We start from the raw sequence: 23,487 nt of genomic DNA on the forward strand, positions 1-23,487 counted from the left end.
CAATGAGTGATGGCGCGATGACACAGCGCTACATCAGTCGCCGAAGTGATCGGTCTCGGACCATGAGGGCGGCCCGCTTGGCGGGCAGGTCGACCTCGGCCGAGAACCGGAAGCCGGCGGTGAGGAAAGCGGCGATGGAGGGGGTGTTGCGCATGTCGGGTTCCGCGATGACGCGTCCGCATGAGGGACGCCGCGCGAGAACGAGATCGGCCACGGCTCTGAGCAGCAGACCGCCGAGACCGCGTCCCCGGTCGGCTACGGCACCGACGAGGAGATGGACTCCCGTGTCGTGCGGTCGGGCGGGATAGTGGCGAGCCAGCGGGTCCAGGTCCGCCCGGTAGATCTCCCAGTAACTCATCGGTTTCCCGTCCAGCACGCCGATGCAGGGGACGCTGCGTCCGTCGCCGCCGAGCTGGTCCCGCAGGTGGTGCTCGGTCACGTCCCGAGGCCCTGAGAGCTCCCAGAACGCCGCGGCGGCGGGGTCGTTCATCCAGCGGCTGATGAGCGGAAGGTCACGCTCGACGCGGACGGGGACGAGGTGGAACACGCCGGCGGGTGTGTCGGTCGGCCCCCAGTCTCCGACGCCGTCGAGGAGGTCGTCATACGGAAGGTCCTCGTGCGGGAAGCGGTCGTACGGGAGGCCGGAGGTGGTGCGGGACGTGGTGACGGAGAGGGAGGACGAGTCGGAGGCGGACGCGGAGTCGAAGTCGGCAGCGGGGAGTGACGCCAGTTCCTGGGCGCAGCACTCCGCCTCGTGGTGAGCGGGCTCGGTCGTCCCTTCCGCGAAGAAGGCGAGGAGTTCGTCCGGGAGATGCAGGTCCATGGTGTCTTCGCCGCCATGCCCGTCCGACGTGGGCTCCGCTTCCGCCTCGTGCTCGGCAAGGCTCCCGGTGTCGGAGGCCGGGCCGACGTCGGCATCGGAGTCCATCTCGATGTCGGGGCGGGCATCGGCATGAGGACCGGAGCCGAGACCGGGCTCGGCGTGGAAGCCGACGTCGGCCGTGGTGGTGACTGCGGTGCCGGTGTCGGCGGTCGGATCGGCGGGAGACACCAAACGCTCCTCTCAGGAAGGGGGATGGGGCATGTCCTCAGGGATGAAGGAGGTCGGTTGGGAGCGAGGACGGTCAGGTGGTCAGGCGTGCAGGGGGTTGGCGATGGTGACGTAGACGGACTGCGTCTCGACCGGGCCGACCAGTTCGTCGAGGCCGTGCAGTCGAGTCAGCAGGTTGGCCTTGCAGCGCAGGACGGGTGAGTCGAGCAGCTGGGCAGGCAGGGAGGTGCGCATCCGGGACGGGCCGGAGGCGAGAGTTCCCAGAAAGCGGCGGAAGGCGGCGAGCAGCAGCCGTTCGTCCGCGAGCTCTTGGGAGCCGAACGCCCCGATCAGACCGAACACGTTGTTGACCGCCAGGTAGTAGAGGAGGCGCTCGTCGGTGACGTCGTCGCAGACGAACGTGTCGCTGCGCTCTCCGATACCGGGCAGCCGGGCGTCGAGGTCCGCACGCCGGGACTCGCGGAAGTAGTAGCCCTGGTTGTCGCGGTAGCGGCCGCCCCTGGGCCAGCCGTCGGTGTCCAGCAGGAGCAGGGTGTTCTGCTGGTGCGCCTCCAGGGCCACGCCTGCCTCGCCGTCCAGCCACAACACGGGACGTACGACGTGTTCGAGGTAGCGCAGGAACCACTCGGCGGCAACGGCTGCACGCGGCCGGCCGGTCCGCTGGGCGAGGCGGGTGACGACTTGGGCAAGTCGGGAGCGCGGAACGGGACCGTGCGTCCAGGAGCGGTCCGGGACCATTTCCAGCAGGGCCGGTGTGCCCGGGCCTGTGCCTCTGCCTCTCGTCCTGCCTCTGCCTCTGTCTGACCCCGGACTCGGGCCCAGGCCCGGACACAGCGAGACGAGGCCCGCGACGCAGGAGACATCGTCGGTGGGGCTGAACGGATTGTGGCGGATCACGACGTCCAGCCCTGGCACCGGCTCCCCGTCGGGTCCGTCGACGGCGAGCCAGGCCGGGTCACGGACGATGTCGAAATCCGGGTGCGCGGCCTGCCACTGCCGCGCGAGACCAGTGCGGAGGAGGCGGTGGACCTCGACGCCGCGATGGAGTTCCTTACGGAGGTTCTCGCGACGGGAGTTGGTGATGCGCAGGCCCAGCGACAGTTTGAGCATCGCCGGGGCGCCTGACCGGTGGACGGTGCGTACGGAGGAGGTGGGGTGCCAAGGAGTGCCGTGAGGGCCGAGTTCACGGAGCAGTCCGCCAGCCAGCAGGGCAGCGGTGTCGGGGCGGTGCCGGACCTCGCGTGCCTGCCAGGGGTGGAGCGGCAGCAGGGCGTAGCTGTCGGGCAGCGGCAGGCCCGGGCCGGCCAGGCGGGCGGCCAGGCGGGGTGCGGGTACCGGGCGGCCTCGTTCGGTCCATGAGGAGTCGGTGGCGAGAAGGGAGGGTGCGACAGCCATCCAGTGCAGCGGGAAGGAACCGAGTGTCTCGGGTGAGTACAGACGCGCTTCGGCCTCGGTCAGGCCCTCGCGGCTCTTCGGGGTCGGGTGGAGGGGGTGCCCGAGGACCAGTGCCTGTTCGGCGGCGAGAAAGAGGTCGGGTGAGGCGGTGGGGTGTTCCCGCCGGTGGCTGATGAACGTGGTGATGCGGTGCAAGGAGTCGGCCACGTCTGCGACGAGGCGGGGACCTGCCCCGGTTCCGCCTCCGGACGCTGTTCCGGTACCGGTACCGGAACAGCGTCCGGAGGCGGAGCTGCGACCCACTGCCGGGTCTTCCCTGGACAGGAGGGCGGCGACAGTGACGGCGTCGGCGGGTGGAGCGTGCTCTGGTGCGTCGGCCAGGCGTGGGAGGTCGAAGCGGTGCATGCCTGTCGGGGACCAGTAGCGGACCGGGGCGAGGAGGGCCGTGCCGCTGGCGGGAAGGGGGATGCGGAGGGTGCCGTCGGTCGGGGCGGGCTGGTCGGTCTCTCGCACCCAGCAGCGCAGCAGGGTCTCCACGGCCGCGGCCTGGGCTGCGACGTGCGCGTCGGGGTGAGTCAGGAGATCGGGGGCGGGATCGGTGCCCTGCCCCAGGGCCGACTGCGCCGTCGCTTCGCGATCTTGCCGGGGTACTGCCGATCTCGTCCCCGGCTCCCCATACGCGCGGTCGTCGACGAGGCCTCCTTTCCCTGTCGTCGCGTGGCTGTCGGGTGGGGGGATGGCGTGCAAGACAGGTACCTCGTGCGGTGGTTCAGGGGGGTGCGAGCGGGGTGGGTGAGCCGAGGAAGCGTCCTCGGCGCGGTTAAGGAAGCGTCCGCTGCCGAGGTCTGCGCACTCGTCGCGGGGCAACCCACGCTGCAAAGCCGCACGCCCGAGACCATCACCCCGCCATCACCCCGTCACCCCGTCACCCGAGACCATCACTGCGTCACACGTCATCGCGCGGACCGCACCACTGCCGTGCCCCCAGGGCACCCAGCGGCCACTGCTCGGACCGCGTCGGCCAGGCGGTCCAGCACGGCGGTCGCCTGCTCGTCGGTGATCGTCAGCGGCGGCAGCAGCCGTACGACACTTCCGTGGCGGCCGCCGAGCCCCACGATGAGTCCCCGTCGCAGGCACTCGCGTTGGACTGCGGAGGCCAGGGCACGGGCGCCGGGGCGAAGGCGACCCGCGCTCCCCCGCCCCCGCACGCTGTCCGGCACCACCGGCGGCGCCGCTTCGCCGTCCCACGCGGATCCTGGTGTCAGCCCGGTCCCCGTTGGGCACGGCTCCGTCTCCGGCTCCGCGGCCGGCTCATCGCCGTCCGGGTCCACCAGTTCGACCCCGATCATCAGCCCCCGCCCTCGCGCCTCGCCCACGCACGGGAACTCCGCCGCCAGGCGCTTGAGCTGACCCAGCATGCGTGCGCCGAGGGCTGCCGCGCGTTCGGCGAGGCGGTTCTCGCGGACGTGGGCGAGAGTCGCCGTACCGGCGGCCATGGCGAGCTGGTTGCCGCGGAAGGGGCCGGTCTGAGGGCTCGGTCCCCCGGTGTGGAGGTCGTCGCGGTAGACGACGAGGGCCAGGGGCAGGCTGCCGCCGATGGCCTCGGAGAGGACCATCACGTCGGGAGTGACGTCGCTGTGCTCCACGGCCCAGAAGGTGCCGGTGCGTCCGACGCCCGTCTGGATCTCGTCGGCGATCAGTGGGACGGAGCGGGCGGCCGTGAGGTGCCGCATGCGCCGGAGCCAGCCGTCCGGTGCGGGGATCACCCCGCCTTCGCCCTGCACGGGCTCGACGATCAACCCGGCCGGGAGCGGCACCCCGGACGTGGCGGCGTCGAGGACGGACTCGGTCCAGCGGGTGGCGGGTTCAGTCCCCTGCTCACCGCTGACACCGAAAGGACAGCGGAAATCGGGTGAGCGGGGCGGACAGGTGGCCTTCGCGTCGAAGGCGGCCTCCGCGTCGCAGACGTGCGAGGACGTGTCCGGGGACCGGGTGATCCTGCCGTGACCGGCGCCGGCGAACGTGATGATGCCGGTCCGACCGGTCGCCGCGCGGACGAGGCCGTACGCGGTCTCCACCGCGTCGCTGCCCGTCGGTCCGCAGAACCGCACCCGGGCCCGGCCGGCGAGCCCTGGTGGCAGGGTCCGGAACAGCTCGGTGAGGAAGGCGTCCTTGACGGGTGTCGCCAGGTCGAGGGCGTTCAGGGGCGCGCCGGAGTCGAGGACCTTGCGGACGGCTTCCAGGACGACGGGGTGGTTGTGCCCGAGGGCGAGGGCACCGGCGCCCGAGAGGCAGTCCAGGTAGCGGCGGCCGTCCGCTCCCTCGATGGTCAGCCCTCTCGCCCGCACCGGCACGATCGGCAGGGATCGGGCGTAGGTCCGGGCGGCGGGTTCACGCGAGGACTGCCGACGCAGAACCTCCTCACAGGGGCCGCGCGCCCCCGACTCACGGCCCAGGCTCCCTGCCTCACGGCCCAGGCTCCTCGACTCACGGCCCAGGCCCCCCGACTCGCGGACTCCCGATGGACCGTCCACGACTCCCGGCCCAGTGCCGCCCGCCCCCGGCACCCCAGCGCGACCAGCATCACCGACGGCACCGACGGCACCGACGGCACCAGCGGTACGCGAACGAGGAAGGTTCACCGACGCACGCCCCACAGCGGCCTCCTCTGACGCACGACCCCCGAGGGTGGATTCCGCCACGCTCTTCCTGTCCTCCTCCTGGGCACGGGCACGGAGGACCGCACACGGACAGCAGGACCCCCACCGCTACCAACCCCCGATCGCTCACGGGGTTACGGGTTGCCTCAAGATCCTTTCCGTGACGGAACTGTTGCTGTTCCGTCGGACCCCGCCCACAGGCACCGCATAGTGTGTGGTGCCGTTCCCGGACGCCGTGAGGTGCCGGCCGGCTCCACGCGCAGCAACAGGGGCCGCGACCGGGGAGCACCGGTTCGTCCATGTACGTCACCATCAGGGGGAGTCAGATCATGCGATCCATACGGCCGTTGTCCACCACTCGCCGGGGGAGGAGGGCGGGCCGCAGGAACTCCCCCGTGCTGGCCGCCGTCGCCCTCACCTCGGCGCTCGCGCTGACCACCACCGCCTGCGAGTCGGGCGGCGCCGAGGCGAACGGCGAGGCCTCCGCGTCCGCCGCAGCCTCGGCGTCCGCCTCCGACGACGGCAAGCTGAGGATCCCGGACGACATCCGGGACCGGCTCCGCGAGCACGGGATCGACATCGACAAATGGAAGAACGGCGCCTGGAAGAACTGGGACCGGGACGACTGGCTGCGCGAGGCCCACGAGTACGTCAACCCGATCATCGAAGGGCTCTGGAACCCGGACCGCATGCGGGAGGCCGAGGAACCCGACCAGGGCGTGGACGACAGCGACCTCGACGGTGACCAGGGCGTGACCGATCCGACGCCCGTGCCGGTCCGGGCGCAGGCCGTTCCGCCGTCGTACCACGCGAATGCGCCCACGGCCGGGAAGGTGTTCTTCGACTCCCCCAAGGGCTCGGCCGTCTGCTCGGCGACGGTGGTGAAGGACCCGGCCAACCCGGGCAAGTCGAACCTGGTGTGGACGGCGGGCCACTGCGTGCACGCGGGCAAGAAGGGCGGCTGGTACCGCAACATCGCCTTCGTGCCGTCGTACAACGACGACGGCAAGCCGGTCGAGGCGCTGCAGAACGCCACCCGCGAGGATGTCGCCCCGTACGGCGTCTGGTGGGGCGACTGGGCGCAGACCTCGGACCAGTGGATCGAGCAGGGCGGTTCGACGGGCGGAGACGGCGCGCCGTACGACTTCGCGGTCATCCATGTGACGCCGGAGAAGGGCAACGAGGGCAAGTCGCTGGAGGAGACGGTCGGTTCGGCGCTGCCGGTCGACTTCAAGGCTCCCGCCGTGCCGAAGGTCGAGAGCCTCACGGCGATCGGCTACCCGGCCGCGCCCCCGTACGACGGGCAGAAGCTGTACAAGTGCCAGGACCGGCCGGGACGGCTGTCGGTCACCGCGTCGGACCCGACGATGTACCGCATCGGTTGCACCATGACCGGCGGTTCGTCGGGCGGCGGCTGGGTCGGGACGGGCTCGGACGGCAAGCCCGCGCTGGTCTCCAACACCTCGATCGGCCCGGTGACGTCGGGCTGGCTGGCCGGACCGCGCCTGGGCGACGAGGCCAAGGGCGTCTACGACTCGGTCAGCAAGAAGTTCGCGGGGCGGTAAGTCCCGGGGCAGTAAGTGCGCTAAGTCTCGGGGCGGTAAGTCCCGCCGGGGGTGGGGTGGAGTGCTTCGGCGCTGGTCCCAGGACTCACGCGAAGCTTCACCGCCCCACCCCGGTACGCCCTCAACTCCGAAGGCATAGTGGGGTGTCGCGCAAGGGCGGCCGGACTCCGAGCCACCGGCACGGCACCCCTGCGCGACCGTCGCAGTCGTAGTCGCAGTCCTTCCGGTCCCTCCCACGCACCAACTCGTACGCACCACGGGGGTCATCGCAGCATGCGTTCCACAGGTACGCCCACACCAAGTCGCAAGCCCGCACCACATCGCACGCCCGCACCGAGGCGCGGGCGGCGCACCGTTCTCGCCGCCACCGGTGTCGTCGCCGTCCTGGCGCTGACCGCGACCGCCTGCGGCGGCTCGGCGGACTCGGCGAGCGACAAGCCCGACGCCACCGCCTCCCGGGCCGCCGGATCGGGAGGCGCGGACGGCGGCAAGGTCCGGATCCCGGCCGACATCGCCGGCAAGCTCAAAGAGCACGGCATCGACGTCGACACGTGGAGGAACGGCGGCTGGAAGGACTGGGACAAGGACAAGTGGCTCAGTGACGCCAAGGACTTCGTCAACCCGGTGATCGACGGGCTCTGGAAGCCGGAGCGGATGCGGTCCGCCGAGGAGGCGAACAAGACGGTCACGACGAAGGACGCCTCGGCCGGCCAGGGCGTCAGCGACCCGGAACCGGCGCCCGTGCGGGCACAGGCCGAGAAGACGCCGTACCACGAGAACGCGGCGCCGGTCGGCAAGGTCTTCTTCGACTCCCCCGACGGCCCGGCGGTCTGCTCGGGCACGGTGATCAAGGATGTCAACCACCCGGGCAAGTCCAACCTGGTGTGGACGGCGGGCCACTGTGTGCACGCCGGCGGCGACGGCGGCTGGTACCGCAACATCGTGTTCGTCCCGGCCTACAACGACCTCGGCAGGTCCGAGGCGGAGCTGGGCGACGCGGACCCGGCGGAGGTCGCCCCGTACGGCAACTGGTGGGCGGACTGGGCTTCGACCTCGAACCAGTGGATCCAGGGCGGTTCGGAGAGCGGCGGTGACGGTGCCGCGTACGACTACTCGGTGCTGCACGTGAAGCCGGAGCGGGGCGCGAAGTCGCTGGAGGAGACGGTCGGGGCCGCGCTCGACGTGGACTTCTCCGCCCCGTCCGCCGCGGAGGCCGCGAAGATGGGCGCCTGGGGCTATCCGGCTGCGCCGCCCTACAACGGCCTGAAGATGTTCAAGTGCGTGGACGTCCCCGGCCGGTTCTCGCTCAGCCCGTCCCTGCCGACGATGTACCGCATCGGCTGCGACATGACCGGCGGGTCGTCCGGAGGCGGCTGGTTCCGGGTGCTGAACGGCAAGTCGGTGCTGGTCTCCAACACCTCGATCGGCCCGACCGACAACACCTGGCTGGCGGGTCCGCAGCTGGGCCCGGACGCCGAGGCGCTCTACCGGAACATGAGCGAGACGTACGGCGGACGCTGACCGGAAACACAAGCGGAAGGCCCGCTCCCTGCGGACAGGGAGCGGGCCTTCCGTTTGTGTTCCGGGTTCGGCTGCGGGCCGGGGCTCAGAGCGCCGGAGCCGGGACGTACGGCGCGAGTTCCGCCGCCAGTTCCTCGTGCACCCGCAGCTTGAGCAGGGTGCCCTCCGCGGTGTGCTCCTCGGAGATCACCTCGCCCTCGTCGTGGGCACGGGCGACCAGCTTGCCGTGCGTGTACGGCACGAGCGCCTCGATCTCGACCGACGGGCGCGGCAGCTCGCTGTCGATGAGCGCGAGCAGTTCCTCGATGCCCTGGCCGGTGCGGGCCGAGACGGCGATGGACCGCTTCTCGACGCGCAGCAGCCGCTGCAGGGTCAGCGGGTCGGCCGCGTCGGCCTTGTTGATCACGACGATCTCGGGTACGCCGGTGGCGCCGACGTCCCTGATCACCTCGCGCACGGCGGCCAGCTGCTCCTCCGGGGTCGGGTGCGAACCGTCGACCACGTGCAGGATCAGGTCGGACTCGCCGACCTCCTCCATCGTGGAACGGAACGCCTCGACCAGGTGATGCGGCAGATGACGTACAAAGCCGACGGTGTCGGCCAGCGTGTACAGCCGTCCGCTCGGGGTCTCGGCCCGGCGCACGGTCGGGTCGAGGGTCGCGAACAGGGCGTTCTCCACCAGCACACCCGCGCCCGTGAGGCGGTTGAGCAGCGAGGACTTGCCGGCGTTGGTGTAGCCCGCGATGGCCACGGACGGCACCTTGTGGCGCTTGCGCTCCTGGCGCTTGATCTCGCGGCCGGTCTTCATGTCCGCGATCTCCCGGCGCATCTTCGCCATCTTCTCGCGGATCCGCCGCCGGTCCGTCTCGATCTTGGTCTCACCGGGACCGCGGGTGGCGAGGCCGCCGCCCTTGCCGCCGCCCATCTGCCGGGACAGCGACTGACCCCAGCCGCGCAGCCGCGGCAGCATGTACTGCATCTGCGCGAGCGCGACCTGCGCCTTGCCCTCCCGGGACTTGGCGTGCTGGGCGAAGATGTCCAGGATCAGGGCCGTCCGGTCGATGACCTTGACCTTGACGACGTCCTCGAGGTGGATGAGCTGGCCGGGGCTGAGCTCACCGTCGCAGATGACGGTGTCCGCGCCCGTGTCCAGGACGATGTCCCGGAGTTCCTCGGCCTTGCCGGAACCGATGTAGGTGGCCGCGTCGGGCTTGTCGCGGCGCTGGACGACACCGTCGAGCACCAGCGCGCCGGCCGTCTCCGCGAGGGCGGCGAGCTCCGCGAGGGAGTTCTCGGCGTCCTGCACGGTTCCCGAGGTCCAGACGCCGACGAGGACGACCCGCTCCAGACGGAGCTGGCGGTACTCGACCTCGGTGACGTCCTCGAGCTCGGTGGAGAGGCCCACCACACGGCGCAGGGCCGCGCGCTCGGAGCGGTCGAGCTGGTCGCCGTCCCGCTCTCCGTCGATCTCGTGGCTCCAGGCGACGTCCTCTTCCATCAGGGCATCGGCCCGAAGACCCTCGGGGTGGCTGTGCGCGAAGCGCGGGGTGTCCTGGGAAAAGGAAGAAGAGGAGGTCATTGGATCCTTAACGTAGCTGGAAACCGGTGGGTCGGCGGAGCGCTGCGAGCTGTTCCGTCACTGTCCACAACGCACGGGCCGTCCGGGAGATTCCCCCGGCGCTGCGTGCCGCGCCGACCCGAAGATGGTCGCACGGCACGGGGCGTCTCGTCACTGTGTTATCGCGCGGCCCTCCCGGCGGCTCCCGCGGGTTTCGCGTGCCCTGTGGCCTTCCCCGGGCCCGCCGGTTTCGCGGGGGGCTGGGGCTTCCAGTCCGGGTGACCCGGCATGGGCGGGGTCTTCTCGCCGTAGAGCCAGCCCTGGAAGAAGCCGTCCAGGTCGCGCCCGGAGATCTCGGTGGCGAGGCGGACGAAGTCGCCGGTCGTGGCGGTGGCGTCCCGGTAGCGGCCGACCCAGGCCCGCTGCAGGCGCTCGAAGGCCGGGCGGCCGATCTCCTGGCGCAGGGCGTACAGGGCGAGTGCGGCGCCGTCGTAGACGTTGGGCCGGAAGATGCCGGTCTTGCGGCCGGGCTCGGGGGGCTTGGGCGCGGCGGGCGGCCCGCCCGCGGCGCGCCAGCGGTCGGAGGCGGCGTAGGCGGCCTTCATCCGGTCGCGCAGCGGCTTGCCGGCGTGCTCCTCGGCGTAGAGCGCCTCGTACCAGGTGGCGTGGCCCTCGTTGAGCCACAGGTCGGACCAGGTGCGGGGGCCGACGCTGTCGCCGAACCACTGGTGGGCCAGCTCGTGGACCATGATCGACTCGACGTACCACGCGGGGTAGACCGGCTCGGTGAACAGCTCCCGCTCGAAGAGGGAGAGCGTCTGGGTCTCCAGTTCGAAGCCGGTGGTGGCGTCGGCCACGAGCAATCCGTACGTCTCGAAGGGGTAGCGGCCGACCTTGCGCTCCATCCACGCGATCTGGGCGGGGGTCTTCTCCAGCCAGGGTTCGAGGGCCTTGCGGTGGCGTGTCGGGACGACGTCGCGTACGGGCAGGCCGTGCGGGCCGGTGCGGTGCAGCACCGTGGAGCGGCCGATGGAGACCTGGGCGAGTTCGGTGGCCATGGGGTGCCGGGTGCGGTAGGTCCAGGTGGTCGTGCCGCCGTGCCGGTCCACACCGGCGGGCAGGCCGTTGGCGACGGCGGTCAGCCCGTCGGGCGCCGTGACCCGGACGGTGAACGCGGCCTTGTCGGAGGGGTGGTCGTTGCACGGGAAGACCAGGTGGGCGGCGTCGGCCTGGTTGGCCATGGCGAGGCCGTCCGCGGTGCGCACCCAGCCGCCCTCGCGGCCTTCGGCGGGCACGGGGTCGCTGGTGTGGCGGACAGTGATCCGCATCCAGTTGTCGTCGGACACGGAGTCCTCAGGCGTGATCACGAGGTCCTCGCCGGCGGTGCGGAACGCGGCGGGGTCGCCGTCGACCTCGACCGACTCGACCGTGCCGTGGGCGAAGTCCAGGTTGATCCGGTCCAGGTCCTCGGTGGTCCAGGCGTCGATGGTGGTGACGGCCCGCAGGGGCTCGCTGTTGTCGCCGGAGTAGACGAAGGAGAGGTCGTACGAGGCGACGTCGTAGCCGGGGTTGCCCAGGTACGGGAAGAGGCGGTCGCCGACGCCGAGCGGGACGGCGGGGGCGCTCGCGGCGACGAGGCAGACGGAGACGGCGGAGGCGAGCAGGGCGGCGGAGGTCCGCCGGAAGCGGGCGCGGGGGGCGCGGACGCGGGGCGTGTGGGGCATGCCTCACGGCTATCAGCGCGCGCCTGCCGGGCGCGGACGGCGCGCGTCCGCCCCACCCGAACCGGGGACCGGGGTCTGCGCCGGGTGCCGCCTGAGATCCGCCGGCCGGCTCAGCCGCCCTGCGTCTGCGGCTGCGCGCGGCTCACGTCGTACACCCCGGCCACGTTGCGCATGGCGCGCATGAGGGCGGGCAGGTGGGCGGCGTCCGGGAGCTGCACGGTGTACGTGTGCCGCACCTGCTGCTGGGTCGGTGGCTCGACGGTCGCGGAGACGATCTCCGCGCCTTCCACGGCCATGGCCTCGGTGAGGTCGGCGAGCAGATGGGGACGGACGAACGATTCGGCGACCAGCGTGACCCGGCACTCGGCGGTGTCCCCCCAGCGCACGCCGATCTCCGCACGCCCCCCGGCCTGCATCCGGGCCACCGCGGCGCACTCGACGCGGTGCACGGTGACCGCGCCCCCGCGTACGGCGAAGCCGGTGATCTCGTCGGGCGGTACGGGCGTGCAGCAGCGGGCCAGCCGGACCGCCGCGCCCGGCAGGTCGGTGAGGACGTCGGCGCTCTCGGTGCGGGCGGCGGGCTGCTCGGGGACTCCGTCGGACGCGGACGGCTCGACGGCCGGCCGGGGAACGGCCCGGTCCGTCGCGTCCCGCGTCTCGCTGCCCTGCGCCTCGGCCTGCGCCGGATGGGCGGCCAGCCAGCGCTGGATGGCGATGCGGGCGGCGGGCGTCTGGGCGTGCTCCAGCCACTCGCGGGAGGGCTCGGACGCCGGGTCCTGGCCCATCAGGAGCTGCACGGTGTCGCCGTCCCTGAGGACGGTGCTCAGCGTCGCCAGCCGGCCGTTGACGCGCGCCCCGATGCAGGCGTGCGCGTCCTCGCCGTACTGCGCGTAGGCGGCGTCGACGCAGGTCGCCCCCTCGGGCAGGCCGAGCGTGCCGCCGTCGGGACGGAAGACGGTGATCTCGCGGTCCTGGGCGAGGTCCTCGCGCAGGACCGACCAGAAGTGGTCCGGGTCGGGCGCCGCCTCCTGCCAGTCCAGCAGCCGGGAGAGCCAGCCGGGGCGGGTCGGGTCGACGCGCTCGCCGTCGGCCGGGTCCTCGGGGGCGGGTGCGTACGGGTTGCCGAGGGCGACGACTCCGGCCTCGGCGACCTTGTGCATCTGGTGCGTGCGGATGAGGACCTCGACGACCTGGCCGTCCTCACGGGCCACGGCCGTGTGCAGCGACTGGTACAGGTTGAACTTCGGTACGGCGATGAAGTCCTTGAACTCCGAGACCACCGGCTTCATGCAGGTGTGCAGTTCGCCCAGGACGCCGTAGCAGTCGGCGTCCTCGTTCACCAGGACCAGCAGGCGGCCGAAGTCGGAGCCGCGGAGCCGGCCGCGTTTGCGGGAGACGCGGTGCACGGAGACGAAGTGGCGGGGCCGGATGAGGACTTCGGCCGGGATGTCCGCCTCGCGCAGCACCGTGCGCATCTCGTCGGCGACCTCGGCGAGCGGGTCGTCGGGGCGGGCGGCGTTGCGCGCGATCAACTCCCTGGTGCGCTCGTGCTCCTCGGGGTGCAGGATCGCGAAGACCAGGTCTTCCAGTTCGGTCTTGAGGGCCTGCACGCCGAGGCGTTCGGCGAGCGGGATGAGCACGTCACGTGTCACCTTCGCGATGCGCTCCTGTTTCTCCCGGCGCATCACGCCCAGGGTGCGCATGTTGTGCAGCCGGTCGGCGAGTTTGATCGACATGACGCGGACGTCGTTGCCGGTGGCGACGAGCATCTTGCGGAAGGTCTCAGGCTCGGCTGCGGCGCCGTAGTCGACCTTCTCCAGCTTGGTGACGCCGTCGACGAGGTAGCGGACCTCCTCGCCGAACTGGTCGCGCACCTGGTCCAGCGTCACGTCCGTGTCCTCGACGGTGTCGTGCAGCAGGGAGGCGGTCAACGTCGTGGTCTCGGCGCCGAGTTCGGCGAGGATCAGGGTCACGGCGAGGGGGTGGGTGATGTACGGCTCGCCGCTCTTGCGCATCTGGCCGCGGTGCGAGGACTCGGCCAGGACGTAGGCACGGCGCAGGGGTTCGAGGTCGGCGTCGGGGTGGTGGGCGCGGTGCGCCTCGACGACGTGGCTGATGGCGTCGGGCAGCCGGTCGCGGGCGGCGGGGCCGAGCAGCGCGGCTCTGCCCAGGCGGCGCAGGTCGATCCGGGGGCGGGCCTTTCTGCGCGGCGCTGTCGGCGTCACCGGTCCCGACACCGCGCCCGGCATCGGGCCTGGGGTCACGGGATTCGTGGCCTCCGCACTCATGGGCACCTCCGGCTGCGTCAACCGGCGGACGGGGTGCCCCAGGGCGGACACGGCTCAGGGGGCGGCTTCGGTCCCCCGTCCGGGCCGGTGCTTGATGCTATCGAGCCCACCACGCCTGGCTGACCGCCTCTCGCCGAGCGTGAAACTGATCACCCATTCGAGGGATGAATGTGAGGTTTGCACCCCCTTGCAGCATGGCCTCAGCAGTCGTGTTCCCGCCAAGTGGCCGGTTGTCACCGGTGTTTTCGGGTCGTCCGGGCGGCTGCCCGGCTCACACCGCCGTGGCGCTCTCCAGCCAGTCCGCGTCGATCTCGCCCTCGGCCACGATCACGGCGGGGCCGGTCATCTCGATCTCGCCGTCGGGGTGCTCGGTGATCACGAGCGTGCCGCCGGGGACGTCCACGGTGTACGTCACCGGGGTGCCGGTGGCCGCCGGGTCGGCGCCGTCGCGGCGGGCGGCGGCCACGGCGACCGCGCACGCGCCCGTGCCGCAGGAGCGGGTCTCGCCGGAGCCGCGCTCGTGCACACGGAGCGCGACGTGCCGGGGGCCGCGGTCGGCCACGAACTCGACGTTCACGCCGTCCGGGTAGGCGGAGGCCGGGCTGAAGGGCGGCGGGGTGAGCAGGTCGCCGGCCTGCGCCAGGTCGTCGACGAAGGCGACCGCGTGCGGGTTGCCCATGTTCACGTTCCGCGCGGGCCAGCTGCGCTCGCCGACGCTCACCGTGACGTCTCCTTCGGGGAGCCGCGCTTTGCCCATGCCGACGGTGACCTCACCGCCCTTGGCGATGTGGACGGCCTTGACGCCGCCCCGGGTGGCGACGGCCAGGTCCCCTTCCGTCACGTGCCCGGCGCGCTGGAGGTAGCGCGCGAAGACGCGCACGCCGTTGCCGCACATCTCGGCGATGGAGCCGTCGCCGTTGCGGTAGTCCATGAACCACTCCGCCTCGGCCGCCATGTCCTTCGCCTCCGGGTGCGCGGCGGACCGCACCACGTGCAGCAGCCCGTCGCCGCCGATGCCGGCGCGGCGGTCGCACAGGGCGGCGACGGCGGCCGGGGGCAGGTCGATGGCGTTCTCGGGGTCCGGGACGATCACGAAGTCGTTCTCGGTGCCGTGCCCCTTGAGGAAGGCGATCCGCGTGCTCATTCCTCGATCGTACGGGGTGGGTACGACAGGGAGCGCGCCCGTGCGGACGATCAGCGCAGCCGCGCCACGCGCCACACGGCAAGGACCACCACGACGGTCACGACCAGGGCGTACCCGAGGACGACCCGCCAGTCCGGTCTGCGGCCCGAGCCCTTGGCCGGCAGCCCCGGCCAGGTGTGGCCGACCCGGCGGGCGGCCATCATGCCCCAGCCCGCGGCGGTCGAGCAGATCAGCAGCCCGAGCATGGCGATGACGGCGCCGCTGTCGCCGAAGTCGAAGGCGAGCGGGAAGGCGAACATCAGGGAGCCGACCGCCGCGAGCGCCACGATCGGCGCGAGCTGCCAGATGCGCAGCCGGCGCTGCGGGCGCAGCTCGACCTCGACCTCGTCCGCGAACATCTCCTCGGGCTCGGGGCCGTCGTCGGTCACACCCGGCGTCTCGTCGGGCCCGTCGGAGCTGAGGCGGTCCGTGTCCTGCTCCGGTCCGTCGTCGTGTCCCGTCACGTCCCGCTCGGCGGTGATGTGATCGGTGCTTCGTGCGGTGTCGCGAGGGCCGGCCTCCATCGCCACGCGCCCTCCCAACTAGGACTCAACTCGGTCGATCGAAGCTCGATGATGGCACGCCGCCGCAGGCCCCGATGACGGCCTGGGCGTCCCGATGCCATGACGTGATCAGGCTGTAACCGGTCGTTCGACCAAGGACAGCGCGAGCCGCGGAAGTTCCGCGACATCGGCCGCGGCCCCACTCAACCAGTGCACCCGGGGATCGCGCCTGAACCACGAATCCTGGCGGCGCGCGAAGCGCTTGGTCGCACGGACGGTCTCGGTCCGCGCTTCCTCCAGGGTGCACTCCCCGGCGAGCGCCGCGAGCACCTGCTGGTAGCCGAGCGCACGCGAGGCCGTACGCCCCTCACGCAACCCCTGCGCCTCCAGTGCGCGCACCTCGTCCACGAGACCGGCGTCCCACATGCGGTCGACCCGGCGGGCGATGCGCTCGTCGAGTTCGGGGCGGGCCACGTCGACACCGATCTGCAGGGTGTCGTAGACCGAGTCGTGGCCGGGGAGGTTGGCGGTGAAGGGCCGGCCGGTGATCTCGATCACCTCCAGGGCGCGGACCACCCGGCGGCCGTTGCTCGGCAGGATCGCCCGGGCGGCCTCGGGGTCGGCGGCAGCCAGGCGGGCGTGCAGGGCGCCCGAGCCGCGCAGCGTGAGTTCCTCCTCCAGGCGGGCCCGGACCTCGGGGTCGGTGCCGGGGAACTCCAGGTTGTCGACGGCCCCGCGCACGTACAGCCCCGAGCCCCCGACCAGGATCGGCCAGCGGCCCTCGGCGAGCAGCGCGTCGATCCGCTCCCGGGCCAGGCGCTGGTACTCGGCGACGGACGCCGTGACGGTGACGTCCCAGATGTCGAGGAGGTGGTGCGGGACGCCGCCGCGCTCCTCGGGCGTCAGCTTGGCGGTGCCGATGTCCATCCCTCGGTAGAGCTGCATGGAGTCGGCGTTGACGACCTCGCCGCCGAGACGCTGGGCCAGGAAGACGCCCAGATCGGACTTTCCGGCCGCGGTCGGTCCGACGACGGCGATGACGCGGGGGGCGGGGGGTGCGCTGCTCACCGGAACAGTCTCGCAAACCTCGGAGCTCCGTCTCGAACGAGTTACGTGACGCCGCGGCTTCGGGGTCGTTGCCCGTTGCGAGGTTCCTGCCGCCGGATCACCGAGGCGGTGGCCCGGGCCGCGCAAACGGACGCACCGGGTTACGCGGGATTTCGCCCGCACGAGTAACGTATGGAGTGGATATGGGCGTATTTGCACGACTTCTCCGGCGGTCCAAGGCCACGGAGGCGCCTGCCGCCGAGACCGGCGCCGGGTCGGCGAAGGCCGGGGCCGGTGCCGAGTCGGCGGAGGCGGGTGCCGGTGCCGAGTCGGCGGAGGCGGGTGCCGGTGCCGAGTCGGCGGACGCGGGTGCCGGGACCGAGGAGGCGGCGGCCGCCGCCGAGGTGAAGGCGGCCGAGGGGACGGCGGAAGCCGCCGAACCCGCGGCGAAGGACACCGAGACCGAAGGGGTCGACATCCCCAAGCAGCAGTCCACCGACAAGGCGGCCGACAACGAGGCCGGTGACGGCGCACGTACGTGACCGCTTCGCGCGAGGGAAGGTGAACCATGGGTCTGCTGGACAACATGAAGGCCAAACTGGGCCCGGCCAAGAGCAAGGTCTCCGACCTCGCACAGCGGCACGAGGGCAAGATCCAGCACGGCCTCGACAAGGCGGCCCACGCCGTCGACAAGGGCACCAAGGGCAAGTACAGCGGCAAGATCCAGTCCGGCACGGGCCGGGCCAAGGACGCCATGGACCGATTCGCGCACAAGGGCGACAGCGGACCGGCCGCGGGCGGCACGGCTCCCCCGCCGGGCACGGCGACCCCGCCGCCCGATGCGGGTCGCACGGCGCCGCCGCGCGATCCGGGCGGGCCGACGCCGCCGGACGACGTGCCCCCTCCGGCGTCCTGACCCGCGCATCGCCGCGACATCGCCGCACGGAAGGCACGACGGCGGACGGCCGAGGAGCCCGAGGGCTCCCGGCCGTCCGCCGTTTCCCGCGCCGGCCGCCGGGTGTCCCGCCTTGGCCGGCTACGACCAGGTCGCCACGAGGTACCCCACTCCGTACGGAGCGTCCTCGTACAGCAGCGAGCCGTCGAGGTCCGTGCCCTCCGCCGCGCCCGCGAGGACCTGCCACGGTGCCCGGCCGGAGACCTTCAGCTCACCGGCGAGAGCGGCGTCCAGCGCGGTGAGCGCCGGCAGGTCCACCGCGCCGAGGGCGCGCGCCGCCTCCGCGTCGAAGGGCGCCGCCCGTTCGTCGAGGTAGCCCGGGGCCTTGAGCGTCCGGCACGCGCTGGCGTCGCCCATCACCAGCAGGGCGACCCGCTCGTCCCGTGCGGCGACGTCCCGTCCGGTCCGTACGCACTGCTCGGGCGGGAGCTGCTCCCCCACGCCCAGTGCTTCGACGGGCGCGTCCGACCACCCGACGCGCTCCAGCAGCCAGGCGGCCACGGCCAGCGAGTAGGGCAGCGGCCGGGCGGTGTCCGGCGCCGCGGCCGGTCCCAGCCGTACGCCGAGGTCCACGCCGAAGCCCTTGAACGAGCCCCGGCCGCCCTCCGGGTACGCCTCGCACCCGGAGCCGTCCACCGGCCCGACGACCACGAGGCGGCCGGGCCGGGCGGCGGCGAGCACACTCAGCGCGTCCGAACAGGCGGCGCGCGCGGCGTCCAGCTCCGGAGCGGCTCCCGCGGCGACCTCGGGAACGAGCAGCGGCGGGCAGGGACAGACAGCGGCGGCGACGAGCATGATCGGCAGGGTAACCCTCAGGGAGTGCCACCGCCGCACGCGGCGGCAGCCGCCCGGCTCAGTCGCAGCCGCACCCGCCGGCCGCCACCGGCAGCGGCTCGGGGACGCCGACCCTGGGCAGGCCGAGCAGGACACCGGCCGGCTGGGACGGCTTGGAGGACTTCTCCTCGTTGCGCTTCTCCCAGGCGTCGCCCGCGCGCGTGCGGCGCACGTCGAGGACAGGGCCCTCGGCGAGGAGGTGGTGCGGCGCGGCGTAGGTGATCTCGACGGTGACCACGTCGCCGGGGCGGACCTCCTGGTCCGGCTTGGTGAAGTGGACCAGGCGGTTGTCGGGGGCGCGGCCGGACAGACGGTGGGTGGTGTCGTCCTTGCGGCCCTCGCCCTCGGCGACCATCAGCTCCAGCGTGCGGCCGACCTGCTTCTTGTTCTCCTCCCAGGAGATCTCCTCCTGGAGGGCGACCAGACGCTCGTAGCGCTCCTGGACGACCTTCTTGGGGATCTGGCCGTCCATCTCGGCGGCCGGGGTGCCCGGGCGCTTGGAGTACTGGAAGGTGAAGGCCTGGGCGAAGCGGGCCTCGCGCACCACGTGCAGCGTCTGCTCGAAGTCCTCCTCCGTCTCGCCGGGGAAGCCCACGATGATGTCCGTGCTGATCGCGGCGTGCGGGATGGCGGCGCGGACCTTGTCGATGATCCCGAGGAAGCGCTCCTGGCGGTAGGAGCGGCGCATCGCCTTCAGGACCGGGTCGGAACCGGACTGCAGCGGCATGTGCAGCTGCGGCATCACGTTCGGCGTCTCGGCCATGGCGGCGATCACGTCGTCGGTGAAGTCGCGGGGGTGCGGCGAGGTGAAGCGGACGCGCTCCAGGCCCTCGATCCTGCCGCAGGCCCGCAGCAGCTTGCTGAAGGCCTCGCGGTCGCCGATGTCGGAGCCGTACGCGTTGACGTTCTGCCCGAGGAGGGTGACCTCCGAGACGCCGTCGGCGACCAGGGCCTCGATCTCGGCGAGGATGTCGCCGGGGCGACGGTCCTTCTCCTTGCCGCGCAGGGCCGGGACGATGCAGAAGGTGCACGTGTTGTTGCAGCCGACGGAGATGGAGACCCAGGCCGCGTAGGCGCTCTCGCGGCGCGTGGGCAGCGTCGAGGGGAACGCCTCCAGGGACTCGGCGATCTCGACCTGCGCCTCCTGCTGCACGCGGGCGCGCTCCAGCAGGACCGGGAGCTTGCCGATGTTGTGCGTGCCGAAGACGACGTCCACCCAGGGCGCCCTCTTCACGATCGTGTCGCGGTCCTTCTGCGCGAGGCAGCCGCCGACCGCGATCTGCATGCCGGGGCGGCCGGCCTTCTTCGGGGCGAGGTGCCCGAGGTTGCCGTACAGCTTGTTGTCGGCGTTCTCGCGTACGGCGCAGGTGTTGAAGACGACGACGTCCGCCTCGCCGTCGGCGCCCTCGGGGGCGCGGACGTAGCCCGCGTCCTCCAGCAGCCCGGCCAATCGCTCGGAGTCGTGGACGTTCATCTGGCACCCGTAGGTGCGTACCTCGTATGTGCGCGTGCCGCCCACTGACTGGCTCCGGTCGATGCTGCTCATGGGGACAAGGGTAGGCGGTCGCCGGACGTGGCCGGGCCGCCTGTGGACAACCGGGCCCCGGGCCTCACGGCTCGATGAGACCCGCCCGGATGGCGTACCGGGTCAGCTCCAGGCGGTCGCGCATGCCGAGTTTCTGCAGGAGGTTGGCGCGGTGGCGTTCGACGGTCTTGGCGCTGATGAAGAGGAGTTCGCCGATCTCCTTGGAGGTGTGGCCCTCGGCGACCAGTTTGAGGATCTCCTCCTCGCGTTCGGTGATGGCCCGCGCCGGCAGGCCGTCACCGCGGTGCAGCCGGTCCAGGTAGGAGCGGACCAGGGCCCGCTCGGCGCCGGGGTAGATGAACGGCTCGTCGCGTACGGCCGCCCGGCACGCCTCGACCAGGTCGCGGTCGGCGACCGACTTGAGGACGTAGCCGCTGGCTCCCGCCCTGAGCGCCTCGAAGAAGTACTCCTCGTTGTCGTACATGGTCAGGATCAGGATGTGCAGGTCGGGCAGGCGGCGGGAGAGTTCGCGGGCGGCCTGGAGGCCGGTCATGCGGGGCATGGCCACGTCCAGGACGGCGAGGTCGACGGGGGTCCGGCGGGCCAGTGCGACCGCCTCGGCCCCGTCCCCCGCCTCGGCGACGACGGTCAGGTCGGGCTCCCCGTCCAGGATGAGGCGCACGCCCCGGCGGACGAGGGTGTGGTCGTCGGCGAGCAGGACGCGGATCGGGGTGGGCATCATCGGGGTCCTTCGGTGACGGGGACGCGCAGCCGGATGCCGGTTCCCCCGCCGGGGGCCGCTTCCAGGCCGAGGGCGGCGCCGATCAGCAGGGCGCGTTCGCGCATGCCCGTGATGCCGGCGCCCTCGGGGGCCCCGCCCAGGCCCGTGCCGTTGTCCCGGACGAGGAGTTCGGCACCGCCGGCGACCGGCCGGAGGCGGAGTTCGGCGCGGTCGGCCGCCGCGTGCCGGGCGGTGTTGGTGAGGGCCTCCTGGGCCACGCGGTAGACGACGAGTTCCGCTTCCGGCGGCAGGGCGGGGAGGTCGCCGGTGACGTGGTGGCGGACGGTCAGCCCGTGGGTGGTGAACTCGGCCGCGAGCGAGCGCAGGGCACTGGCCAGGCCGAGCTCCTCCAGGACACCGGGGCGCAGCCGGCGCGCGATACGGCGGATCTCGTCCAGTCCGGCCCGGGTCGCCTCCTGCGCCTGCCCGACCTCCTCGCGCAGATCCTCGGGTGCCCGGTCGGCGACGCGCTTGAGCTGCAGGAGGACGGCGGTCAGGGTCTGCCCGACCTCGTCGTGCAGTTCCCGCGCGATCCGGTGCCGCTCGCTCTCCTGCGCGGACAGCGCCCGGGCGGCGCCCGTGGCACGCTCGGCCTCCAGCCGGTCGAGCATCGTGTTGTACGTGGTGATCAGGCCGGCCGTCTCCGCCGGGCCGGCGACGACCGGGCGGGACCCGGGGCGCAGCAGGTCGGCGGTGGCCATGGCCCGGTCCAGCCGCCGCAGCGGCCTGAGGCCGAAGCGCAGCACGAGCGCGTTGCCGGCCAGCAGCAGCGCCAGGCCGCCGAGCAGGACCAGCGCCTCGCCCCACAGGACGGGCGTCGACACGGTGACGGGGCCGAGCAGCAACGCGGTGGCCAGGACGAGACCGGCGGCGTTGAGCGAGAAGATGCGCCAGAACAACGACACGTGCGCGGCTCCGCCCCTTCCGGCTCTCGGGTATGGCACTGCCCGCCCCAGCCTCTCCGGTGGCCGGTCGCCTCGTATATCCGTCACGACACCCATGTCGTCACCGTACGACCGGATGGCAGCATGCGGAGGTGGCCGGTCCGATGATCGGCACGGTCCACTGGACCTGCAAGAGCTACGACCGGACCTGCAAGAGCACGACCGGATCTGCAAGAGCACGGCGAACAGACAGACAAGTCGGACAAGGGGACGCAACGTGTCAGCTCCGCGCCTGAGGGCGACGCCGCTACCGGGTATCGGGGTCCAGTACGACCTGGAAACCCGGGAACACCGCCATCTGTCGGTGGTGGCGCACCGCGACGGCACGCGCACGGTGAACGTGTACCGGGCCGACGATCCCGACTCCTGCGCGCACTCCCTGCGGCTGACCGGCTCGGAGGCCGGCTCCCTGATCGACGCGCTCAAGCCGTCCCACCACAGCCCCAGCCTGCTGTACACCACGGACCTGGGACTGGTGGCCGAGCGGATCGAGGTGGCCGCGACCTCCCGCTGGAACGGGCGGGTCCTGGGCGACACCCGGATGCGGACGGACACGGGCGCCTCCGTGGTGGCGGTGCTGCGGCGGGCCGAGGCCATCCCGTCGCCCGCACCGGACTTCCGGCTGGCGGGCGGCGACACCCTGATCGTCGTGGGCACGCGCGAGGGCGTCGACGCGGCCGCGTCGATACTCGAGCGGGAGTGAGCCGGTGCACTCCGCGGTCCTCCTGATCGAGTTCGGTTCCATCATCCTCGGCCTCGGCCTGCTCGGCCGGTTCGCCGCCCGTTTCCGGCTGTCGCCGATACCGCTGTACCTCCTGGCCGGACTGGCCTTCGGCGAGGGCGGTCTGCTGCCGCTGGGGGCGAGCGAGGAGTTCATCGCCACCGGCGCCGAGATCGGCGTCATCCTGCTGCTGCTGATGCTCGGCCTGGAGTACACGGCGAGCGATCTGGTCTCCAACCTCAAGACGCACTACCCGTCCGGTCTGGTCGACTGCGCGTTCAACGCGCTGCCGGGAGCGGCGGTGGCGCTGCTGCTCGGCTGGGGACCGGTGGCCGCCGTCGTCCTGGCCGGCGTCACCTGGATCTCGTCGTCCGGGGTGATCGCGAAGGTGCTCGGCGATCTGGGCCGGGTCGGCAACCGCGAGACGCCGGTGATCCTCAGCGTGCTGGTGCTGGAGGACCTGGCGATGGCGGTCTACCTGCCGATCGTCACGGCGCTGGTGGCGGGCGCCGGTCTGCTGGCCGGCAGTGTGACGCTGGCGATCGCGCTGGGTGCGGCGGGCCTCGTGCTGTTCCTGGCCCTGCGCTACGGCCGGGTCATCTCCCGCTTCGTCTCCAGCGACGACCCGGAGAAGCTGCTGCTGGTCGTGCTGGGTCTGACGATCCTGGTGGCGGGGGTCGCGCAGCAGCTCCAGGTGTCGGCGGCGGTGGGGGCCTTCCTCGTGGGCATCGCGCTGTCCGGTGAGGTGGCGGAGGGCGCGCACACGCTGCTGAGCCCTCTGCGCGACCTGTTCGCGGCGGTGTTCTTCGTCTTCTTCGGGCTGCACACCGACCCGTCGAGCATCCCGCCGGTCCTGCTGCCCGCGCTCGGCCTGGCCGTCCTCACCGCGCTGACGAAGATCGCCACCGGCTACTGGGCGGCACGCCGGGCCGGGATCTCCGTGAAGGGACGCTGGCGGGCGGGCGGTGCGCTGGTGGCACGCGGTGAGTTCTCGATCGTCATCGCGGGACTCGCGGTCTCGGCCGGTATCGAGCCGTCCCTCGGCCCGCTGGCCACGGCCTACGTCCTCATCCTGGTCGTCCTGGGCCCGCTGACCGCGCGGTACACGGAGCCGGTGGCGTCCTGGTGGACCGGCCGCCGCGCGCCGCGACGGACGGAGCCCGCGCTCCGTCCGGCGGAGGCGGAGGCGCCTGTCGCCGAGTAGAGGCACCTTTCGCGGAGTAGAGGCACCT

At 72.3% G+C, this 23,487-nt stretch carries 19 protein-coding genes; 6 read left to right on the forward strand and 13 right to left on the reverse strand.

Features of this window, described 5'->3' with window-relative positions; genetic code table 11:
- Positions 1 to 28: 28 nt before the first annotated feature.
- The 3 genes from ABZY20_RS22870 to ABZY20_RS22880 all read right to left on the reverse strand — a co-directional run bounded on the left by ABZY20_RS22870 (position 29) and on the right by ABZY20_RS22880 (position 4,923).
- A complete protein-coding gene (locus ABZY20_RS22870; protein WP_356443371.1) occupies positions 29 to 1,051 on the reverse strand; it encodes a GNAT family N-acetyltransferase in 1,023 nt (340 codons plus the stop codon).
- Positions 1,052 to 1,132: 81 nt separating this feature from the next.
- Positions 1,133 to 2,653, reverse strand: a complete 1,521-nt coding sequence (locus tag ABZY20_RS22875; RefSeq protein ID WP_356443372.1) for an IucA/IucC family protein — start codon at positions 2,651 to 2,653, stop codon at positions 1,133 to 1,135.
- A gap of 746 nt (positions 2,654 to 3,399) precedes the next feature.
- A complete protein-coding gene (locus ABZY20_RS22880; RefSeq protein WP_356443419.1) occupies positions 3,400 to 4,923 on the reverse strand; it encodes an aminotransferase class III-fold pyridoxal phosphate-dependent enzyme in 1,524 nt (507 codons plus the stop codon).
- Positions 4,924 to 5,435: 512 nt separating this feature from the next.
- On the opposite strand from ABZY20_RS22880, the gene ABZY20_RS22885 reads away from it, so the two are divergent.
- Both ABZY20_RS22885 and ABZY20_RS22890 read left to right on the forward strand, forming a co-directional pair.
- On the forward strand, positions 5,436 to 6,671 hold the full coding sequence (locus ABZY20_RS22885; RefSeq protein ID WP_356443373.1) for a hypothetical protein: 1,236 nt from the start codon (positions 5,436 to 5,438) through the stop codon (positions 6,669 to 6,671).
- A 273-nt stretch (positions 6,672 to 6,944) separates the two neighbouring features.
- On the forward strand, positions 6,945 to 8,192 hold the full coding sequence (locus ABZY20_RS22890) for a hypothetical protein (protein WP_356443374.1): 1,248 nt from the start codon (positions 6,945 to 6,947) through the stop codon (positions 8,190 to 8,192).
- Between the two features lie 85 nt (positions 8,193 to 8,277).
- Here ABZY20_RS22890 and hflX read toward each other — a convergent pair whose 3' ends face one another.
- The 6 genes from hflX to miaA all read right to left on the reverse strand — a co-directional run bounded on the left by hflX (position 8,278) and on the right by miaA (position 16,516).
- Entirely contained in the window at positions 8,278 to 9,771 is a 1,494-nt protein-coding gene (hflX, locus tag ABZY20_RS22895) for a GTPase HflX (protein ID WP_356443375.1), read from the reverse strand.
- Positions 9,772 to 9,929: 158 nt separating this feature from the next.
- Positions 9,930 to 11,474: a M1 family metallopeptidase gene (locus tag ABZY20_RS22900; protein ID WP_356443376.1), complete on the reverse strand. Its 1,545-nt coding sequence runs from the start codon at positions 11,472 to 11,474 to the stop codon at positions 9,930 to 9,932.
- Positions 11,475 to 11,584: 110 nt separating this feature from the next.
- Positions 11,585 to 13,762, reverse strand: a complete 2,178-nt coding sequence (locus ABZY20_RS22905) for an HD domain-containing protein (RefSeq protein WP_356443377.1) — start codon at positions 13,760 to 13,762, stop codon at positions 11,585 to 11,587.
- Between the two features lie 271 nt (positions 13,763 to 14,033).
- Positions 14,034 to 14,906, reverse strand: coding sequence for a diaminopimelate epimerase (gene dapF / locus ABZY20_RS22910; protein ID WP_356443378.1), 873 nt, complete (start codon positions 14,904 to 14,906; stop codon positions 14,034 to 14,036).
- 50 nt (positions 14,907 to 14,956) lie between these two features.
- On the reverse strand, positions 14,957 to 15,469 hold the full coding sequence (locus ABZY20_RS22915; RefSeq protein ID WP_356443420.1) for a hypothetical protein: 513 nt from the start codon (positions 15,467 to 15,469) through the stop codon (positions 14,957 to 14,959).
- A gap of 108 nt (positions 15,470 to 15,577) precedes the next feature.
- A complete protein-coding gene (gene miaA, locus ABZY20_RS22920; protein ID WP_356443379.1) occupies positions 15,578 to 16,516 on the reverse strand; it encodes a tRNA (adenosine(37)-N6)-dimethylallyltransferase MiaA in 939 nt (312 codons plus the stop codon).
- Between the two features lie 182 nt (positions 16,517 to 16,698).
- Between miaA and ABZY20_RS22925 the strand changes: the two genes are divergently transcribed.
- Positions 16,699 to 17,037, forward strand: a complete 339-nt coding sequence (locus ABZY20_RS22925) for a hypothetical protein (protein ID WP_356443380.1) — start codon at positions 16,699 to 16,701, stop codon at positions 17,035 to 17,037.
- A 26-nt stretch (positions 17,038 to 17,063) separates the two neighbouring features.
- Entirely contained in the window at positions 17,064 to 17,411 is a 348-nt protein-coding gene (locus tag ABZY20_RS22930; RefSeq protein WP_356443381.1) for an antitoxin, read from the forward strand.
- A 120-nt stretch (positions 17,412 to 17,531) separates the two neighbouring features.
- Here the strand turns inward: ABZY20_RS22930 and ABZY20_RS22935 are convergent, their stop codons facing one another.
- The 4 genes from ABZY20_RS22935 to ABZY20_RS22950 form a co-directional block, all read right to left on the reverse strand.
- On the reverse strand, positions 17,532 to 18,245 hold the full coding sequence (locus ABZY20_RS22935) for a class III extradiol dioxygenase subunit B-like domain-containing protein (protein WP_356443382.1): 714 nt from the start codon (positions 18,243 to 18,245) through the stop codon (positions 17,532 to 17,534).
- A 58-nt stretch (positions 18,246 to 18,303) separates the two neighbouring features.
- On the reverse strand, positions 18,304 to 19,830 hold the full coding sequence (gene miaB / locus ABZY20_RS22940) for a tRNA (N6-isopentenyl adenosine(37)-C2)-methylthiotransferase MiaB (protein ID WP_356443383.1): 1,527 nt from the start codon (positions 19,828 to 19,830) through the stop codon (positions 18,304 to 18,306).
- 64 nt (positions 19,831 to 19,894) lie between these two features.
- The gene (locus ABZY20_RS22945) at positions 19,895 to 20,548 is read right to left on the reverse strand and encodes a response regulator transcription factor (protein WP_356443421.1); all 654 of its coding nucleotides are present in this window, start codon (positions 20,546 to 20,548) and stop codon (positions 19,895 to 19,897) included.
- Positions 20,548 to 21,495 (reverse strand): sensor histidine kinase, encoded by a 948-nt coding sequence (locus tag ABZY20_RS22950; protein WP_356443384.1) that lies wholly within the window; start codon positions 21,493 to 21,495, stop codon positions 20,548 to 20,550. Before ABZY20_RS22950 ends, ABZY20_RS22945 begins: the two co-directional genes overlap by 1 nt.
- Before the next feature lie 256 nt (positions 21,496 to 21,751).
- On the opposite strand from ABZY20_RS22950, the gene ABZY20_RS22955 reads away from it, so the two are divergent.
- Both ABZY20_RS22955 and ABZY20_RS22960 read left to right on the forward strand, forming a co-directional pair.
- Positions 21,752 to 22,237: a TrkA C-terminal domain-containing protein gene (locus tag ABZY20_RS22955; RefSeq protein WP_356443385.1), complete on the forward strand. Its 486-nt coding sequence runs from the start codon at positions 21,752 to 21,754 to the stop codon at positions 22,235 to 22,237.
- A gap of 4 nt (positions 22,238 to 22,241) precedes the next feature.
- Positions 22,242 to 23,459, forward strand: a complete 1,218-nt coding sequence (locus tag ABZY20_RS22960; RefSeq protein ID WP_356443386.1) for a cation:proton antiporter — start codon at positions 22,242 to 22,244, stop codon at positions 23,457 to 23,459.
- The last annotated feature ends 28 nt before the right edge of the window (positions 23,460 to 23,487 follow it).

Origin of the sequence: Streptomyces sp. NPDC006624, assembly GCF_040611555.1 — a bacterium.
In the GTDB taxonomy this organism is placed as follows: domain Bacteria; phylum Actinomycetota; class Actinomycetes; order Streptomycetales; family Streptomycetaceae; genus Streptomyces.